Source organism: Maribacter sp. MJ134, from assembly GCF_003970695.1.
Classification (GTDB): domain Bacteria; phylum Bacteroidota; class Bacteroidia; order Flavobacteriales; family Flavobacteriaceae; genus Maribacter.
Map to the genome: position 1 here is coordinate 530,748 of NZ_CP034570.1, position 18,957 is coordinate 549,704.

Consider the following 18,957-nt stretch of genomic DNA (forward strand, 5'->3'; position numbering starts at 1 on the left):
TTAAAATATTTTTGATTACTTCCTCGACTATTTTGCAGCCAGAATTTACCGGCAAATTCTAAAAACCAACTAATGGAAATAAATCATTCATTCTACATTAAACCAATTTTTATTTTTTTAATTACGCTTACGACTTTAAATGGACAAGATAACTACCAAAACGGTGCTTGGAGTGACCCAATACCCTTTGATTTAGTTCCTGTAGCCGTAGCCAATTTACCTGACGGGCGACTCATTACTTGGTCGTCTAAATTTCACGATAATTTTGGTGGTGAAGACGGATTTACATTCACTCAAATTTTTGATCCTTCCATTGGCGCAGATGGTGATGTATTAGCCAGAACTGTTACGCAGACTAATCACGATATGTTTTGTCCAGGAATAACAAATCTTCCTGATGGCAGAATAATGGCTACCGGAGGAAGTTCAAGTGAGCGTTCAAGTATTTATAATCCAACTACAGAAACTTGGATTAGGGCAGATGATATGAATATACCTAGGGGTTATCATGGTGCAGTGACGTTATCTGATGGTTCAACCTTTACAATCGGAGGTTCATGGAGTGGTGGAGAGGGAAATAAAGATGCCGAAATTTGGCGTCCTGAAACGGGTTGGAGAGTTCTTAGCGGTCTTCAAAATGAAATACTCTGGAATGTAAATGATTCCGATTCAGAAGGGCAGGGAATTTATAGATTAGATAATCATGCTTGGTTATGGCCTGCACCAAATGGGAAAATTTTTCATGCGGGACCCGGCGAAACTATGCATTGGATAGATGAAAAAGGAAATAATGGCAATGGTTCATTTTCCTCTGCAGGAAAACGATTAAATGACACCTATTCTATGAATGGTAATACAGTGATGTTTGATATTGGTAAATTACTCAAAGTTGGGGGTAGTGGTACGTATGCACTCGACTCTCCCGCAAACGAAAATTCCTATGTTATTGATATTAATGATGAGAATAATGTACAAACAATACCAACCTTAAACTCTATGGAAAATGCAAGAGTTTTTGTTAGCAGTGTTGTCTTGCCTAATGGTGAAGTTTTGATTGTGGGAGGAATGGACAAAGCAGATGATTTTTCTGATACAGGAGCGTATTTAACAGGAGAAATCTATAATCCGGATACTAATTCCTTTAGAACCGTAGCCAGTATGCAAGTTCCAAGAACGTACCATAGCGCTGGAATACTTTTAAACGATGGAAGAGTTTTTATAGGGGGTGGGGGTTTGTGTGGAAATTGTGATGATTTGAATCATTTTGATGCTGAAATATATAGTCCGCCCTATCTTTTTAATACTAATGGTTCCTTGGCCACTCGACCTGAAATTGAAGCACCTGAAGTTGCTGATTATAATAGTGATATTTCTGTAACAGGAACTCAAGGTATAGTAGAATTTAGTCTTATTAGATTCTCATCAGCTACTCATAGTGTTAACAATGAACAAAGAAGAATCCCAATATCTTTTAGTGAGAATGCTGGGGCGTACAACTTGACTATACCTAATAGGGAACTTTTGCCTCCAGGAAACTATATGCTCTTTGCATTAGACAGTTTTGGGGTTCCGAGTATTTCCGAAACCGTTCGTGTTGGCTCTGCCTTACCTGTAGAAAATTTGCCGAATTTAGTTTTAGATTTAAAATTCGAAGAGGGAACAGGTATTAACGTCGTAGATAGTTCAGGTAATGGAAATAATGCCACAATAGTGGAACGTGATAATAATAAGAATCCGATTCCTGTTACACAAAGTTATTGGACTTCTGATGGATTGTTCGGGAATGCGATGGAAATGGATGGGAAAGAGTTTGAAAGTAATAGTATAGTGGAAGTGCCTTACTCCGACTCTATGGCTTCTATTGATGAAGAATTAACGGTTATGGCATGGGTTTATCGTGATGAAATAGAGAAGAATGTTGCAATTTTATCACATGATTATCCTAGCTTGTTTTTTGGATTTCATAATAGTCTTTATAAATTAGAGTTTCCAACAAATAACGGTAGTTCAGTAAATTGCTATGTAGGATATTCACCTGCTCAAAAGTGGGTCCATATAGCAGCCACATTTGATGGTCAAGTAGGTAGATTATACGCAAATGGAGTAGAAATTTGTAGTGATTTAGCCTCTGGCCAAATAAATTTGGAATCTTCTGAACAGTTTTAATCTTCATTTACAACTTCTGGGTTTTACGATGATAGGCAGGTTCAAAGTATCAGTGGAATTACGGATGAGTTGGACGGTCGCATAGATGAATTGAAGGTTTTTAATAGTGCGTTGGGTCCTAATGAAATTGAAGCATTTTATGATTTGGGCGTACAACAGAATAATCCCGATGTTGTCACCTGCGAAGTGGGAACTATAAGCGCTCAATTTAAAATTGGCGCTAGCGGTTCATGGCAAACGGGAAATGTAGCCAATGTTAATATTGGCGATGAGGTATATATCAGAGCAAATGTTGCCACAGACGAAGAATACTTTGTTACCTTACCTTTTAATCAACAAAATACATTTAGCTCGATAGATAATTTTCCGAACTTCGAAGATACAACTTCATATAAAATTAACACTTTTAATGGAGGCAACGGTAGAATTGAAAATAATAATTTAGGGCAATATGCACTCACCACTGCTAGCGGATGTACTGCTGTTATTGATGTTAGAATAGCAGGAGACTGTAATTTAATAGAACAAGAATATAGGATAAATGGTGTTTGGCAAAGTGGTGCCGAGGAAATTACTTTGGATGAAGGTGACGAACTAGTTCTCAGCATACTTCCAAACGGTATTGACGTGACAATTACATTACCAAATGGCTCATTCGAACAAGACAATTACAATCTGGGTAATGTCACTTTATCGAATTCCGGTAATTACACATTCACAACAGCTGATGGATGCACCAAGACCTTAACAGTGAATATAGGAACGGATGAAACCTTAGTGTGCAATGATATTTTTACACAGTATAGCATAAATGGTTTGACAAGCATACAAGGCACTGAGGTCAATTTAGAAGAGGGTGACGATATTACACTGAGTCTTTTTCCAGATGGAGTTGAGTATGAGATAATTTCTCCCGAAGGATTAAATCTTGATGGGAATAGTTTAGACGGTTACACACTTACTGATATTTCAAAATCTCAAGAAGGAGACTATACCTTTATCACTCAATTGAGTGGTTCAGGTGCTAATAATCCAGATATTTCAGTAGTTTTTACCGACAGTGAAGAAGTAGATGCTGAAGACGGTCGTGCAATCAATGTCCTAGATGGAAATTCTTCTACAATATGGCACACCAGATGGTCTGGTAATACTAATGATAGCCAACCTCATGAAATTCAATTTGATTTGGGAGGTACATTTGAGATCAATGGTCTAACATATTTACCAAGACAAGATAATATCTTAAATGGTACAATCGTCCAATATGAAGTATATATAAGTGACAATACCAATGATTGGGGCAACCCATTGGTTCAAGGTAATTGGGTAGGAGATAATAGTCTTAAAACCATTAATTTTCAAACTACTTTGGGGCAATATGTAAGATTGGTATCTTTAGCTGAGATTAACGGGGAAGCCTGGGCTTCTGCCTCTGAAATTACCATTAGCACGACCGAAATAATTCAGGACTGTGAAAAAATCATGACAATTACCGTTGAGTCGGCTGATCCTGATGGTCTTTTGAGCGTTAACGATGTTGGAGAGGTGGTTAGTTCTTATGCTCCGGGTTCTCAGGACAATGGCTCCCATGAGGTGTTGGACGGCGGCGGCACGTTGCGAATGACGGGCAACTCTTGGAAGAAGGTGCCGTTGTCCTACGAGATTACTTCTGGAACGGTGTTGGAGTTCGATTTGCGTGTTACCGGTCTTGGCGAGATACATGGAATCGGTTTTGATAATGATAATACTCTTGAAAGTTCTGATGCTGTAAGTTCGTTTCAGTTGGCGGGAACTCAAAACTATGGAAATCAGGATTTCCGTACGTACGGCGGTAGTGATTGGGTTTCGTTCTCCATACCCGTTGGACAGTATTTCACAGGTGGTTTCGCCTATCTTGTTTTCGCCGGTGACAAGGATAGTAACGCTAATGTCCAAGATAGTTCTTTCAGGAACATTGTATTGAGGGAAGTTTCACCTGTTGCCGTTTCGGGAATAGTTGTTAATCCTCAGGAGCTTACTCTTTCCGTTGGTGCCGTAGGTAATCCATCTTATGAGATTTTGCCCTCGGATGCGACGGACCGTAATGTATCATGGAGTGTTTCCGATGATGATATAGCCTCGGTTGACCAGAACGGTAGGATATCCGCACTATCCATTGGTGAAACGACAATTACCGTAACTACGGACGATGGCGGTTTCATTGATGATATAATAGTTACTTTTGAGTCGGCTGATCCTGATGGTCTTTTGAGCGTTAACGATGTTGGAGAGGTGGTTAGTTCTTATGCTCCGGGTTCTCAGGACAATGGCTCCCATGAGGTGTTGGACGGCGGCGGCACGTTGCGAATGACGGGCAACTCTTGGAAGAAGGTGCCGTTGTCCTACGAGATTACTTCTGGAACGGTGTTGGAGTTCGATTTGCGTGTTACCGGTCTTGGCGAGATACATGGAATCGGTTTTGATAATGATAATACTCTTGAAAGTTCTGATGCTGTAAGTTCGTTTCAGTTGGCGGGAACTCAAAACTATGGAAATCAGGATTTCCGTACGTACGGCGGTAGTGATTGGGTTTCGTTCTCCATACCCGTTGGACAGTATTTCACAGGTGGTTTCGCCTATCTTGTTTTCGCCGGTGACAAGGATAGTAACGCTAATGTCCAAGATAGTTCTTTCAGGAACATTGTATTGAGGGAAAATACAGTTACTAGCAAGACACTAAGTTTAACAAATGATACGAAAATCTTGTCTGGTGGTATCCAAGAAAATGATATAATTATATACCCCAATCCAACGGAGGGAATTATAAATATAGACCTGTCAATGTATCTTGGTACTGCAATTACTATTGACATTATAAATTCTGCGGGTCAGAGTATGATAAAAGTGGTATTGGATGAAAATCATGAAACGGTTGCATCTATAAATTTGGATAGTCTAATAGATGGTATTTATTATGTTATTGTGGATGGAGAAATAGGAAAGACGAGCAGGTCAGTCGTCCTATTGAAAAAATAAAATCTTCTTACGTTACATAAATTTATGAAACCTTAGACCATGGTCTAAGGTTTTTTTTTAAGCTTGGCATAAGAATTGAATTATTGATTTGAAAAATATAGCTAAAGATGCGGACGACTAAGTATTAATAGTTGTTCCGCAATATTCACAAAGATTTAAAAAAAGATGTCATCGTCATTTTAATGACAGAATGACCGAAATATAGGTATGGGAGATTCTAAATTTTCAAATTTTGACAATATGTCCTTGCAGGGAATCGATGAGGATTCTGAGTTAATCCCGCTTTTGACGGCGGAGGATGAGGAGCAGATGAATAGTGAGCAACTACCCGAAACCTTGCCTATTCTGCCATTGCGTAACACGGTATTGTTCCCCGGGGTGGTAATTCCTATAACTGCCGGGAGAGATAAATCTATTCGCCTGATTAAAGATGCCAATAACGGCTCAAAGGTAATTGGTGTAGTTTCGCAAAAAGACGAGGAAACTGAGAATCCCGATGTAAAGGATATTAATACACTGGGAACCGTTGCCCGTATCTTAAGAGTGCTTCAAATGCCAGACGGAAATACCACGGTAATCATTCAAGGAAAGAAAAGGTTCGAGGTAGCCGAGGTACTCTCCAAAAAGCCGTATTTGACCGCTACTGTAAGGGAAACCCAGGAAACCAGACCTGAAAAAAACAGCAAAGAGTTTTCGGCTATTATAGAATCAATAAAAGATTTAGCATTAAAGATAATACGCGACAATCCCAATATTCCGAGCGAGGCTTCCTTTGCTATAAAGAATATTCAAAGCGATTCTTTCTTAATCAACTTTGTTTCGTCCAATTTAAATTTGGAAGTCCAAGCCAAACAGGAATTGTTGGAAATCGGTGACCTAAAGGAGAGAGCCCTTGCTACATTAAAGTATATGAATGTAGAACTTCAAAAATTAGAATTGAAAAATGATATTCAGTCTAAAGTGAGAAGTGATCTAGATAAACAACAACGCGATTATTTTCTACATCAACAAATGAAGACCATTCAAGAAGAATTGGGTGGAGTTTCTTATGATGAGGAGATTGATGAGATGCGTAATAAGTCCAAAAAGAAAAAGTGGGGTAAAAAGGTAAAGGAGCATTTTACCAAGGAATTGGCAAAAATGCAACGTATGAACCCCCAAGTGGCAGAATATTCCATACAGCGTAATTACCTAGATCTTTTTCTAGATTTGCCCTGGAACGAATTCTCAAAGGATAAATTTGATCTGAAGCGTGCGGAGCGTATTTTAGATAGGGACCATTACGGTTTGGAAGATGTTAAGAAACGGATTATTGAGTATTTAGCGGTTCTGAAGCTTCGTAACGATATGAAATCCCCAATTCTATGTTTGTACGGACCTCCAGGTGTGGGTAAAACATCCTTGGGAAAATCTGTAGCTGAGGCTTTAGGAAGGGAATACGTGCGTATCTCCCTGGGGGGATTACGGGATGAGGCTGAAATAAGAGGTCACAGAAAAACGTATATAGGAGCAATGCCCGGTAGAATTGTACAGAGCCTTAAAAAGGCGGGGACTTCTAACCCGGTTTTTATTTTAGATGAAATAGACAAACTTTCCAATAGTCATCAGGGCGATCCATCATCCGCGATGCTAGAGGTATTGGATCCTGAGCAGAATAGCGAGTTTTATGATAATTTCCTTGAGATGGGATATGACCTTTCTAAAGTCATGTTCATAGCTACGGCAAATAGCCTTGGAACAATTCAGCCGGCCTTACGCGATCGTATGGAAATTATAAACGTAACTGGTTACACCATAGAGGAGAAGGTGGAGATCGCAAAAAAGCATTTGCTCCCTAAACAATTAGCGGAACATGGTTTGGACGCAACACATTTGAAAATTGCAAAGCCACAATTAGAAAAAATCGTTGAGGGGTATACCCGTGAATCTGGCGTGCGTTCTTTGGAAAAACAAATCGCTAAGATGGTGCGTTATGCGGCCAAGTCCATTGCAATTGAAGAATCTTATAATGTAAAGATCAGCAATGAAGACATTATTGATGTGCTTGGCGCGCCCAAAATGGAACGCGGAAAATATGAGAACAATGAAGTAGCGGGCGTTGTTACTGGTCTTGCATGGACAAGTGTGGGTGGAGATATACTATTTATAGAATCCATTTTATCGAAAGGAAAAGGCACCTTGAACATCACAGGTAACTTAGGCAAGGTAATGAAGGAATCGGCTACCATAGCCATGGAATATATCAAGTCTAATGCAGAGCGGTTTGGAATTGACAGCTCGGTATTTGGAAACTATAATGTTCACATACACGTGCCGGAAGGAGCAACACCAAAGGATGGTCCAAGCGCTGGTATTACGATGCTTACCTCGCTAGTCTCTTTATTTACCCAAAAAAGAGTAAAGAAAAGTTTAGCGATGACGGGTGAAATTACTTTAAGGGGTAAAGTGTTACCCGTTGGTGGTATAAAAGAAAAGATACTAGCGGCCAAACGTGCTAAAATCAAGGAAATAATTCTTTGTGCGGACAACGAACGAGATATAAAGGAAATTAAAGAATCCTACCTAAAGGGCCTCACATTCCATTATGTAAAAGAGATGCATGAAGTGATAGCTATAGCCATAACGAATACTAAAGTTAAAAACGCAAAGTCCTTATCGTAAAAAATAGTCATCCCTAAGGTTATGCATGAGCACTAATTCTAACTATTTTAGTAAACTGAAAGTTGTTATTTAGCTTAGATGAAAAGAATTACCATAGCCATAGACGGATTTTCTTCTACAGGGAAAAGTACTCTAGCCAAACAATTAGCAAAAGCACTGAGCTACGTCTACGTAGATACAGGTGCTATGTATAGGGCGGTTACATTATTTGCAATGCAAAAAGGGTTCATAGGTTCTGGTAAAAACGATTTTGACGGATTAGTAAGGTCATTAGAGGACATTGTTTTAAAATTCTCCTATAACGAAGAACTTGGTTTCGCAGAAATGTTTCTGAATGGTAAGAATGTAGAAAAAGATATACGCACTTTGGAAGTGTCTAGGAACGTAAGCCAAGTCGCAGAAATAGAAGAGGTTAGAGCCAAGTTGGTAGAGCTACAAAAAGAAATGGGTAAGGAAAAAGGTGTTGTAATGGACGGTAGGGATATAGGTACCGTGGTTTTTCCTAATGCCGAACTTAAAATTTTCATGACTGCATCTCCCGAAAAAAGGGCGTATAGAAGATATAAAGAACTATTGGAGAGGGGAGATAACGTAGTTTATGAAGATGTTCTAGAGAATGTTCAGAAGCGTGACTATATTGACTCTCATCGTGAAATTTCTCCTTTGAAAAAAGCTGATGATGCCGTGGAATTCGATAATAGTGATATGGGTCTAAAAGAGCAGTTTGAAAGGTTACACAATCATGCTTTACACGTTATAGATAGGTAAGTCTGATGTATTTATCCAAGGCTGTTTGAAAATTCAATAATACAAACAAAAAATGCCGATGATATGTCATCGGCATTTTTAAATTTTGTCTAACGTCCAACTATGGATTTGGAATAACCAAAACTTGATCAGGATGAATCACATCCGGATTCTTCAAGATATTTGTATTGGCTTCGAATATTTGCTTGTACTTCATTGCATCACCATAATAGTGCTTTGCAATTTTACTTAGAGATTCTCCGCTGGCCACGGTATGTCTGTGATAAACAGAACTATCGCCAACAGAAATATTTGCTTTGATGTCCGAAGCACTTTCGCCTCCGATGGCTTTTATTTTATCCCATAATAAATCCTTTTCGTAAGGCGTATTCGCCTCTCCTTTTATTTTTAGGACACCACCTTCTTCGGTTACATTTCCATCTTTAATTCCTAGTTGTTCGCCAAGGTCTAGAACACCTTGATATTTAGCTTTAACGCTCATGTTGCTTATTTTTAATGGTTAAAAATTCTCGTGGTAAGATAGCAATATTTAAAGACTTTAAACTTAAAAAAAAGTAAATCCTGAAATAATTCTTTTTCTGTGGAAACTATTCTTTGTATAAACCTTTTTTAATTGTATTTTTGCAAACCTTTTTTACAACATTACTAAGAGCGGAAAAGGGAAAACAAAAATTTATATAACAACTTCTGTATCTGTTGTTTAGCTCTTAAAAACGATACAGGATACAAATTAATGATCAGCAAATGGCTGAAGAAAAAACACAAGCTGAGGTAGTAGAAACTGCTGAAGTTGCACAAGAAAAAGCGGTGGAGACACCAAAACAAGATCCACAAGAATTTTTAGAAAACTTTAATTGGGAGAAATACGAGCAAGGAATTGAGCGTGTTGAAGATTCCAAATTAAAGGAGTTCGAAGAATTGGTAGCTGAGAACTTTGTAGATACTGCCGATGAGGAAGTAGTTACAGGAACGGTAGTATACATTACGGATAGGGAGGCAATCATTGATATTAACGCAAAGTCCGAAGGTGTTATCTCCTTGAACGAGTTCCGTTACAATCCAGATTTAAAAGTAGGTGATAAGGTAGAGGTGCTTATTGACATCCGTGAGGATAAAAGCGGTCAATTGGTACTTTCGCACAGAAAGGCACGTACGATTATGGCTTGGGACCGTGTAAATGCGGCGCACGATAAAGAAGAAATTGTTAGTGGATTTGTAAAATGCAGAACTAAAGGTGGAATGATCGTTGATGTTTTTGGAATCGAGGCGTTCTTGCCAGGTTCTCAAATAGACGTGAAGCCTATCCGCGATTACGACCAGTATGTAAATAAAACAATGGAATTCAAGGTGGTGAAAATCAACCATGAGTTCAAAAACGTTGTTGTTTCCCATAAAGCGCTTATCGAAGCGGATATTGAGGAGCAGAAAAAAGAAATCATCAGTCAACTAGAAAAAGGACAAGTACTGGAAGGTGTTGTTAAAAACATTACTTCTTACGGTGTGTTCATTGATCTTGGTGGTGTTGACGGTCTCGTACATATTACAGACCTTTCTTGGAGCAGAATCAATCACCCGAACGAGGTGGTAGAGCTAGATCAAAAATTGAACGTTGTAATCCTTGATTTTGATGAAAACAAGTCTAGAATTCAATTAGGTCTTAAGCAATTAGAGAAGCATCCTTGGGAAGCGCTAAGTGATGAAATCAAGATTGGTGACAAAGTAAAAGGTAAAGTAGTTGTAATAGCGGATTACGGCGCGTTTATTGAAGTTGTTGAAGGTGTTGAAGGATTAATACACGTTTCTGAAATGTCATGGTCTACACATTTACGTTCCGCACAGGACTTTGTAAAAGTAGGTGATGAGGTAGAAGCTGTAGTACTTACTTTGGATCGTGAAGATCGCAAGATGTCCTTAGGTATCAAACAATTGACGCCAGACCCATGGACGGATATTACGACTAAATATCCTGTAGGTTCTAAACACAAAGGTATCGTTAGAAACTTTACCAACTTTGGAGTGTTCGTAGAATTAGAAGAAGGAATAGATGGTCTAATTTACATATCTGACCTTTCTTGGACCAAGAAAATCAAACATCCATCAGAATTTACCAATGTTGGTGACACCTTGGAAGTTGAAGTATTGGAGTTAGATGTAGAAGGACGCAAGTTAAGTCTTGGTCATAAGCAGACGACCGAGAATCCTTGGGACAAGTATGAGACGGAATTCGCTTTAGATACGGTTCACAAGGCAGCGATTACCGAAATTGTTGACAAGGGAGCTACCATTGAGTTCAATGATGATATTACGGCATTTGTACCACAACGTCATTTAGAAAAAGAAGATGGTAAGAAACTTGGCAAGGGAGAGGAAGCTGAATTTAAGATCATTGAGTTTAACAAAGATTTCAAGAGAGTTGTTGCTAGTCATACAGCAATCTTCAGAGAGGAAGAGAAACGTAATGTAAAAGCGGCCGTTAAGAGACAAGCTGCTGCTGCAGATGAGGCTAAACCCACATTGGGAGATGCTAATGATGCATTACAAGCGTTAAAAGATAAGATGGAGGCTGATTCTAAGAAAAAGAAATAAGCACTGTAATTTTAACTTTATAATAGTACCAAAAGCCTCAATGAATTCATTGAGGCTTTTTCTTTAGGGGTAAGGTAAAAGATTATTTAATAGAATTGTCTATTTTTGTTTTTAGCAAAGTTTTGCGGTCATCTATGAGTCAAAAAGTACTACTTTCCTCAAAAGAAATAAACATCATTCTTCATCGTTTGGCTTGCCAACTTCTTGAAAACCATTTAGATTTTGAAAATACAGCGCTCATTGGCATACAGCCAAGGGGTATTTTTGTTGCCAATAGATTATGTAAAATATTAAAAGAGGAATATGGGGTAAAACATATTAATCTTGGGTTTTTGGACACGACGTTCTTTCGTGACGATTTTAGAAGGGGTGATAAAACACTTGAGGCTACTAAAACCAAAATCAATTTTCTAGTTGAAGATAAAAAAGTGGTTTTAATTGATGATGTGCTCTATACAGGAAGAAGCATAAATGCCGCGCTTACGGCGCTACAATCTTTTGGTAGACCGTCTGAAGTTGAACTTCTAACCCTTATAGATAGGAGGTTTAGTCGTCATTTGCCCATACAGCCCAACTATAGGGGAAGACAGGTAGATGCTATAGATGATGAAAAAGTAAAAGTAATGTGGAAGGAGAATGACGGTAAGGATGTAATTTATTTGATGAATAGGTAAGATGAGCGAACTGAGTGTAAATCACTTGTTGGGTATAAAATATTTGAATGAGTCGGATATTCAACTCATTTTTGAAACTGCTGACCATTTTAAGGAAGTAATTAACCGATCCATAAAAAAAGTACCCTCGCTTAGGGATATTACAATTGCCAATATATTTTTCGAAAACAGTACGCGGACAAAACTATCGTTTGAATTGGCAGAAAAGAGACTTTCAGCCGATGTGTTGAATTTTTCGGCTAGCCAGTCTTCCGTTAAAAAAGGAGAAACCTTAATAGATACGGTCAATAATATTTTATCCATGAAGGTTGATATGGTGGTAATGCGCCATCCGAATCCTGGAGCGGGTATTTTCCTTTCGAAGCACGTAAAGGCCGCGATTATCAACGCAGGAGATGGTGCTCATGAACATCCTACACAGGCATTGTTAGATTCTTATTCGATTAGGGAAAGACTAGGCGATGTGGCGAACAAGAATGTTGTTATAGTGGGGGATATTCTGCATTCTCGCGTGGCCTTATCCAATATTTTCGCATTAAAATTGCAAGGTGCAAATGTAAAAGTGTGCGGTCCTAAAACACTGCTTCCCAAATATATAGAATCTCTCGGTGTAAGCGTTGAGACCAATTTGAGAAAGGCGTTAGAATGGTGCGATGTTGCCAATATGCTGCGCATACAGAACGAACGTTTAGATATTAGCTATTTCCCAACCACAAGGGAATACACACAACAATTTGGAGTAAATAAAGAGCTTCTGGATAGTTTGGACAAAGAGATTGTAATTATGCACCCAGGCCCCATAAACAGAGGTGTAGAAATTACAAGTGATGTGGCGGACTCCAACCAATCCATAATACTAAACCAAGTAGAGAACGGTGTTGCTATACGTATGGCGGTAATCTATTTATTAGCTTCCAAAATAAAACAATAGACCTATGATTTTTGATAAAGAGGGGAATACGTCAATCGTCTATCAGGAAAAGATTTCTATAGCCGCGTTTTTGGAAAACTTAGAAAGGGAATATAAAAAGGTTGCGAATGATAATTTGGTTTTGAACCTTTTCTCTTTTGAGAAACTTACAACGGGAGATGTGCTAGAGTTTCTACAATTTTCTAAGAAGCATAAGCAAAATGGCAAATCCTTTGTCATAGTAACGGACAAGGTATCTTATGATGATGTTCCTGAAGAAATCATAGTAACCCCTACCATCCAAGAGGCTAAGGATATTATTGAAATGGAAGAAATCGAAAGAGAGTTGGGCCTGTGAAATTAACAATATTAGGTTGTTATGCCGCTACTCCAAGAACACTAACGAATCCTACGGCTCAAGTTCTTGAAATTAAGAATCATATGTTCTTGATAGATTGTGGTGAAGGAACCCAAGTGCAACTGCGCAAACACAAAATAAAATTTTCTAGAATTAACCACATTTTTATTTCGCATCTCCATGGAGACCACTTTTTTGGTCTTCCCGGACTTATTTCTACTTTTCGTCTTTTGGGCAGGGACAAAGAAATGCATATTTACGGTCCCAAAGGTATAAAGGAAGCGATTACACTCTTATTAAAATTAGGAGATTCTTGGACCAACTATCACTTGTACTTTCATGAACTTACTTCCAACGAAAGTGAATTAATCTATGAAGATGAGAAGGTAAGTGTTAGGACCATACCACTGGAACACCGCATCTACACCAACGGTTACCTTTTCAAGGAAAAGTTGGGGGAGCGCAAATTGGATATTGCTGCGGCAGAGAAATACGGTATAGATAAAGCATATTATAGGAATATTAAATTGGGTAAGGATGGGGTTTCCAATACTGGAGAAGTGGTGCCCAACAATAAAATCTCTACGGACCCTCAGAAACCTAAATCATATGCCTTCTGCAGTGATACGGTTTATAAGCCGACCATTGTTCCGCTTATAGAGAATGTAGATGTGTTGTATCATGAAGCTACATTTTTAGATTCCGAATCGGCCTTAGCAGTTAAAACAAAACATTCCACGGCAAAGGAGGCGGCAACCATTGCGCAATCGGCAGAGGTAAAAACACTTATTTTAGGACATTATTCTACAAGATATAAGAGTATCTCTCTATTCAAAGAGGAAGCGCAAACCCTATTTCCTTATGTGGAACTTGCAGAAGACGGGAAGACTTTTCAATTTTAAGTCCAAAGTACTTTCCTTTCACTAAAATTTTGATAAAAGCAAAATTCCAACTTTAAATTGTCACTTCTTTTCCGCAACTTTGAGTATCTTACTTCTAAAGTGTAAAGATGCAGAAAGATTTAGGTAGTTATAGAAAATCATACGAAAAGAGCGAATTGTTAGAGGATAGTATTCCCGACAATCCCATGCAGCTTTTTCAAACATGGTTTTATGAAGTGGAACAGGCAGACGGGTTAGATGAGCCCAACGCTATGACCGTCTCTACCTTAGGGTTAGATGGGTTTCCAAAGAACAGGGTAGTATTACTTAAAAAGTACAATCACGAGGGTTTTATTTTCTATACCAATTATAATAGTGAAAAAGGTAAGGCTATAGACGCAAACCCTAAGCTGTGCCTGTCTTTCTTTTGGCCCAATCTAGAAAGACAGATAATCATAAAAGGTAGCGCAGAAAAAATAGCTTTAAATCTATCCGATGGGTACTTTGAATCTAGACCGGATGGAAGTAAGTTGGGAGCCATAGTATCTGATCAAAGCAGTGTTATTAGCTCAAGGGATATTCTAGAAGAAAAACTAGAGGCCTTGGAATCCGAATACAAAGGAAAAGAAATTAAAAGACCTGACCACTGGGGCGGTTATATAGTGAAGCCGGTATCTATAGAATTCTGGCAGGGCAGACCTAATAGATTACACGATAGAATACGTTACACGCTTCAAAAAGATTTTGATTGGAAAATAGAGCGCTTGGCGCCATAAGTATAAAGCAAATGAAGAATCTATTATTAATGCGCCACGGAAAATCCTCTTGGGAACTAAATGTGAATGATGAAGATAGGGCGTTGCTGCAGAGAGGAATTAACGACAGCAAACGTATCGGTCAAGAATTGGAAACCCAGGAGTTGAACATAGATTTCGCATTTTCGAGTCCGGCGAACAGGGCTTTACATACCGCAATGATTTGTCTGAGACAGATAAGATTTCCGTTGAATAAATTTCAGGTAGTCCCTGAACTCTATGATTTTTCTGGGAATTATGTATTAGATTTTGTAAAAAAGCTGCCAAACGATTTAAACACGGTTTTGCTATTTGGTCATAACCACGCTTTTACACACATTACCAATTCATTGGGACATCAACATATTGAAAACGTACCGACCGCAGGATTTGTTCAGCTACAATTTGCAATACAATCTTGGGAGTCGCTTTCCAAAGGAACAACGATACGAACCATTTTTCCAAAGCTGTTAAAGAAATGATGAAGAACAAGAACCAATATATTAATAGAGAAATTAGCTGGCTTAGATTTAACGAACGAGTCCTGCAAGAGAGCGCGGATAAGAACGTACCCTTAATAGAACGTTTACGGTTTGCAGGAATTTTTTCTAATAATCTAGATGAATTTTTTAAGGTGCGTTATGCCACGGTAAAACGAATTGTAGAGGCAGGTAAAAAAGGCAAAAGCGTTTTAGGAGGCGAGGTTGCCAAAGATTTACTAGAGGAAATAACTAAAATTGTCATTAAGCAACAGGCAAAAAGTATTGATATCATCCGAGATATCGAAAATGAATTAGAGGAGCAAAATGTTTTCTTGATTACGGAAAAAGAATTATCAAATCAACAACAAGAGTTTGTAAAGAAGTATTTCCTTCAAAATGTAAGTCCGCAGCTAACCACCATTATATTAAGCGATTATGCTGAATTCCCAACGCTGAAGGATACCGCGGCTTATTTGGCCATACGTATGTTACTAAAACCGGATGATAGAACAAGGGAAACTTCCAGTAAGGTTGAAAAAAGGTTTGCCTTAATAGAGATTCCCAAAGGAATCGAACGATTTGTTGTGTTACCAAAAGAGGGAGCAAAGGATTACGTAATTATGCTAGACGATGTCATCCGTTTTTGTATGGATAGCATATTTACGATGTTCGATTATAGTGCCATTTCAGCCCACATGATTAAGATTACTAGAGACGCTGAACTGGATATTGATAATGACCTGAGCAAAAGTTTTATCGAAAAGATATACTCCAGTGTAGAGCATCGAAAAATCAGCGACCCCGTACGTTTTGTGTATGACAAGAAAATAGGAAAGGATACCTTGAAGTTCTTAAAGGAAAAGATGAACGTTGAGGATACGGATAGCGTTATCCCGGGAGGAAGGTACCATAATAAGAGAGATTACTTAAGTTTTCCAAGTTTAGGTAGGCAAGACTTGTTATATGATAAAATCACGCCATTACCGGTAAAGGGCTTAAGCTTGGAGGGTAGCTTACTGGAGAAAATAGCCGATAAGGACTATTTGCAGTATACACCCTATCATACCTTTTCTTATGTACTCAAATTTCTAAGGGAAGCTGCATTGGATCCTAAGGTCAAGACCATTAAGATTACGGTGTACAGATTGGCAAATGATTCTCAGGTAGCGGCATGTTTGTCAAATGCGGTGAAGAACGGAAAACAGGTTACGCTACAAATAGAGTTACGCGCCAGATTTGATGAGCATGCTAATATTCGTTACGCGGAAGAACTGCAGGCGGAAGGGGTTAAGTTAATTTTTGGTGTACCGGGACTTAAAGTGCATAGTAAGATTTGTTTAATTGAGCGGGAAGAAGAAGGGCAGATGAAACGCTATGGTTTTATTAGCACGGGTAATTTTAACGAATCTACGGCTAAAATTTATACCGATTATACCTTATTTACGGCCCACGAGCCCATTTTGAAGGAATTGAACAAGGTTTTCGACTTTTTTGAAACAACCTATAAGATTAATAAATATAAGCACCTGATCGTATCGCCTCACTACACTACGAAAGTGTTTAAGAGTTTGATTGATCAGGAAATTGAAAATGCTAACCAAGGCAAAGAGGCGTTTATAAGAATTAAGATGAACAGCTTCACTTCGTATAGTATGATCGATAGATTGTACAAGGCAAGTAATGCAGGGGTCAAAATACAGTTAATTGTGCGTGGTATCTGTTGTTTAATTCCGGGTGTTAAAGGAATGAGTGAAAACATTGAGGCCATTAGTGTGGTCGATAAATTTCTGGAACATCCGAGAATGTTCATTTTCTGTAATGACGGGGATACTAAAGTCTATATCTCATCAGCAGATTTTATGACTCGTAACTTAGAGAATAGGGTAGAGGTTGGTTGTCCTATCTATGATGAGGATGTTAAACAGGAATTGATAGATACATTTGACATTTCCTGGAATGACAATGTAAAAGCAAGGGTTTTCAATGAAGCTCAGGACAATGCATACCGAAAGGACAATAGGAAAAAAGTACGTTCTCAGTTTGCACTATATGATTATTATGTTGAGAAATTAAAAGAGTAACTTTTGAAAGTAAAAAAGTTTGCGGCTATCGATATTGGATCTAATGCCATACGTCTGTTGACCCATAACGTAATAGAAGAGCAGGGTAAGAAAACACAGTTCCGTAAAAGTGCCCTTATCAGGGTGCCCGTTCGTTTGGGTGAGGATTCTTTTACCGTAGGAGAAATTTCAGAACACAATGTAGCCCGTATGGTAAAGACCATGCTGGCCTTTAAGCTTTTAATGGATGTTGCTGGTGTCCAAAATTATAGGGCATGCGCAACTTCCGCAATGCGAGAAGCCAATAACGGTAATGAGGTCATCAATCTCATTGCCGAGAAATCGGGCATACAGATAGAGGTCATAGATGGCAAACAAGAAGCAGCAATAATAGCTTCCACGGATTTAAAGGAAATTATTAAGGAAGACCAATCTTATCTGTATATCGATGTTGGAGGTGGTAGTACTGAGTTTACTTTGTTTACAAAAGGAAAAATAAAGTTATCCAAGTCGTTTAAGTTAGGTACGGTAAGATTATTAAAGGACTTAGTAAAAGAAAGTACCTGGTTAAGGTTGCAAGAATGGATTCAAGAAAATGTCAAGGATGCACCAAAGCTATCGATTATAGGTTCTGGGGGAAATATAAATAAATTGCATAAGATGTCCGGTAGAAAGGAGGGAGAACCTTTGTCTTATATTTGGCTGAACGCACAGTATCGCTTTTTGGAAAGTTTAAGTTATGACGACCGTGTATCCGAATTGGGATTGAATCCCGATAGAGCGGATGTTATCATACCCGCAACGCGAATATTTTTATCCGCAGCAAAGTGGAGTGGTGCAAAAAAAATTCATGTACCCAAGATTGGACTATCGGACGGGATTATCAAAAACCTATATTATAGTCAAAAAGAAAATAAGGCTTAGCCGTGAATAGTTTCCTTAGTGCTTAAATTTTTCATGATTTCCGCTTCGTAATCAAGCAAGTCCTGCCATTTTTTATTCACGGTTTCCAATTCACCGTACTTGCGTGCAAATTTCAAGAACATGGTGTAATGAGAAGCTTCACTCACCATTAATTTATAATAAAATTCAGCCAATTCTTTATCTTCTAGTTGCTCTGACAAAAGTCTAAAACGCTCACAACTTCTTGCTTCAATAAGTGCGGCATAAAGCAGTCTATGTACCAGTTGTGTGGTTCTACTACCACCTTTAGGGAAAAATTTAACCAGTTGTAGCACATATTCGTCCTTGCGGTCTCTTCCTAATGTTTTTCCCCGTGCAATGATTCTATCATGTACCATTTTAAAATGGCCCATTTCCTCTCGCGATAAGGCGATCATTTCTTCAATAAGTTCCGTATACTCCGGGAAAGAGACAATCAAGGAAATAGCCGTGCTAGCTGCCTTTTGTTCGCAATAAGCATGGTCCGTAAGTATTTCATCAATATTTTTTTCAACAATATTTACCCATCTTGGGTCCGTTGGTAGTTTAAGACCTAGCATATTTTCTTTTTAGTACTGCACCGCATAAACAGTGTACGCTTTATGCTGCAAAAGTAAGAATAATGGGTTTTAATAATTATTTTTGAGAGAAACTATTCCA

Annotated in this window: 15 protein-coding genes; 13 read left to right on the plus strand and 2 right to left on the minus strand. The window is 38.4% G+C overall.

Going from position 1 to position 18,957, the window contains the following annotated elements; translation table 11 throughout:
* The first annotated feature begins 72 nt into the window (after window positions 1-72).
* The 4 genes from EJ994_RS02250 to cmk all read left to right on the plus strand — a co-directional run bounded on the left by EJ994_RS02250 (window position 73) and on the right by cmk (window position 8,610).
* The gene (locus tag EJ994_RS02250; RefSeq protein ID WP_126591015.1) at window positions 73-2,166 is read left to right on the plus strand and encodes a galactose oxidase-like domain-containing protein; all 2,094 of its coding nucleotides are present in this window, start codon (window positions 73-75) and stop codon (window positions 2,164-2,166) included.
* A gap of 69 nt (window positions 2,167-2,235) precedes the next feature.
* Complete coding sequence (locus EJ994_RS02255) at window positions 2,236-5,181, plus strand: discoidin domain-containing protein (protein WP_126591016.1); 2,946 nt, start codon at window positions 2,236-2,238, stop codon at window positions 5,179-5,181.
* Window positions 5,182-5,388: 207 nt separating this feature from the next.
* Entirely contained in the window at window positions 5,389-7,842 is a 2,454-nt protein-coding gene (gene lon / locus EJ994_RS02260; RefSeq protein WP_126591017.1) for an endopeptidase La, read from the plus strand.
* 78 nt (window positions 7,843-7,920) lie between these two features.
* Entirely contained in the window at window positions 7,921-8,610 is a 690-nt protein-coding gene (gene cmk, locus EJ994_RS02265; RefSeq protein ID WP_126591018.1) for a (d)CMP kinase, read from the plus strand.
* Window positions 8,611-8,710: 100 nt separating this feature from the next.
* On the opposite strand, the gene EJ994_RS02270 is transcribed toward cmk, so the two are convergent.
* Window positions 8,711-9,091 (minus strand): LysM peptidoglycan-binding domain-containing protein, encoded by a 381-nt coding sequence (locus EJ994_RS02270; RefSeq protein WP_099574440.1) that lies wholly within the window; start codon window positions 9,089-9,091, stop codon window positions 8,711-8,713.
* Window positions 9,092-9,354: 263 nt separating this feature from the next.
* Here EJ994_RS02270 and rpsA point away from each other — a divergent pair, with 263 nt between their 5' ends.
* The 9 genes from rpsA (at window position 9,355) to EJ994_RS02315 (ending at window position 18,279) form a co-directional block, all read left to right on the plus strand.
* Window positions 9,355-11,196 (plus strand): 30S ribosomal protein S1, encoded by a 1,842-nt coding sequence (gene rpsA / locus EJ994_RS02275; RefSeq protein WP_126591019.1) that lies wholly within the window; start codon window positions 9,355-9,357, stop codon window positions 11,194-11,196.
* A gap of 134 nt (window positions 11,197-11,330) precedes the next feature.
* On the plus strand, window positions 11,331-11,870 hold the full coding sequence (gene pyrR / locus EJ994_RS02280) for a bifunctional pyr operon transcriptional regulator/uracil phosphoribosyltransferase PyrR (RefSeq protein WP_126591020.1): 540 nt from the start codon (window positions 11,331-11,333) through the stop codon (window positions 11,868-11,870).
* 1 nt (window position 11,871) lies between these two features.
* A complete protein-coding gene (locus EJ994_RS02285; protein WP_099574443.1) occupies window positions 11,872-12,801 on the plus strand; it encodes an aspartate carbamoyltransferase catalytic subunit in 930 nt (309 codons plus the stop codon).
* A 4-nt stretch (window positions 12,802-12,805) separates the two neighbouring features.
* Window positions 12,806-13,138 carry a ribonuclease Z gene (locus tag EJ994_RS02290; RefSeq protein ID WP_099574444.1) on the plus strand — a complete coding sequence of 111 codons (333 nt, stop codon included), beginning with the start codon at window positions 12,806-12,808 and terminating at the stop codon, window positions 13,136-13,138.
* Window positions 13,135-14,040, plus strand: a complete 906-nt coding sequence (locus EJ994_RS02295; protein ID WP_126591021.1) for a ribonuclease Z — start codon at window positions 13,135-13,137, stop codon at window positions 14,038-14,040. The genes EJ994_RS02290 and EJ994_RS02295 overlap by 4 nt, the downstream gene beginning before the upstream one ends.
* A gap of 107 nt (window positions 14,041-14,147) precedes the next feature.
* Complete coding sequence (gene pdxH, locus EJ994_RS02300; RefSeq protein WP_126591022.1) at window positions 14,148-14,795, plus strand: pyridoxamine 5'-phosphate oxidase; 648 nt, start codon at window positions 14,148-14,150, stop codon at window positions 14,793-14,795.
* The gene (locus EJ994_RS02305) at window positions 14,768-15,295 is read left to right on the plus strand and encodes a SixA phosphatase family protein (protein WP_317128093.1); all 528 of its coding nucleotides are present in this window, start codon (window positions 14,768-14,770) and stop codon (window positions 15,293-15,295) included. The genes pdxH and EJ994_RS02305 overlap by 28 nt, the downstream gene beginning before the upstream one ends.
* On the plus strand, window positions 15,292-17,376 hold the full coding sequence (gene ppk1 / locus EJ994_RS02310; RefSeq protein ID WP_126591023.1) for a polyphosphate kinase 1: 2,085 nt from the start codon (window positions 15,292-15,294) through the stop codon (window positions 17,374-17,376). The genes EJ994_RS02305 and ppk1 overlap by 4 nt, the downstream gene beginning before the upstream one ends.
* A gap of 3 nt (window positions 17,377-17,379) precedes the next feature.
* Window positions 17,380-18,279: a Ppx/GppA phosphatase family protein gene (locus EJ994_RS02315; RefSeq protein WP_126591024.1), complete on the plus strand. Its 900-nt coding sequence runs from the start codon at window positions 17,380-17,382 to the stop codon at window positions 18,277-18,279.
* Here EJ994_RS02315 and EJ994_RS02320 read toward each other — a convergent pair.
* On the minus strand, window positions 18,276-18,857 hold the full coding sequence (locus EJ994_RS02320; RefSeq protein WP_126591025.1) for a tRNA-(ms[2]io[6]A)-hydroxylase: 582 nt from the start codon (window positions 18,855-18,857) through the stop codon (window positions 18,276-18,278). The genes EJ994_RS02315 and EJ994_RS02320 overlap by 4 nt on opposite strands.
* Window positions 18,858-18,957 lie beyond the last annotated feature (100 nt).

What these genes read in the sequence shown, in the direction of transcription:
- EJ994_RS02250 (WP_126591015.1), top strand. Translation starts at nt 73, where the DNA reads ATGGAAATAAATCATTCATTCTACATTAAACCAATTTTTATTTTTTTA.
- lon (WP_126591017.1), top strand. Translation starts at nt 5,389, where the DNA reads ATGGGAGATTCTAAATTTTCAAATTTTGACAATATGTCCTTGCAGGGA.
- cmk (WP_126591018.1), top strand. Translation starts at nt 7,921, where the DNA reads ATGAAAAGAATTACCATAGCCATAGACGGATTTTCTTCTACAGGGAAA.
- EJ994_RS02270 (WP_099574440.1), bottom strand. Translation starts at nt 9,091, where the DNA reads ATGAGCGTTAAAGCTAAATATCAAGGTGTTCTAGACCTTGGCGAACAA.
- rpsA (WP_126591019.1), top strand. Translation starts at nt 9,355, where the DNA reads ATGGCTGAAGAAAAAACACAAGCTGAGGTAGTAGAAACTGCTGAAGTT.
- pyrR (WP_126591020.1), top strand. Translation starts at nt 11,331, where the DNA reads ATGAGTCAAAAAGTACTACTTTCCTCAAAAGAAATAAACATCATTCTT.
- EJ994_RS02285 (WP_099574443.1), top strand. Translation starts at nt 11,872, where the DNA reads ATGAGCGAACTGAGTGTAAATCACTTGTTGGGTATAAAATATTTGAAT.
- EJ994_RS02290 (WP_099574444.1), top strand. Translation starts at nt 12,806, where the DNA reads ATGATTTTTGATAAAGAGGGGAATACGTCAATCGTCTATCAGGAAAAG.
- pdxH (WP_126591022.1), top strand. Translation starts at nt 14,148, where the DNA reads ATGCAGAAAGATTTAGGTAGTTATAGAAAATCATACGAAAAGAGCGAA.
- ppk1 (WP_126591023.1), top strand. Translation starts at nt 15,292, where the DNA reads ATGATGAAGAACAAGAACCAATATATTAATAGAGAAATTAGCTGGCTT.
- EJ994_RS02320 (WP_126591025.1), bottom strand. Translation starts at nt 18,857, where the DNA reads ATGCTAGGTCTTAAACTACCAACGGACCCAAGATGGGTAAATATTGTT.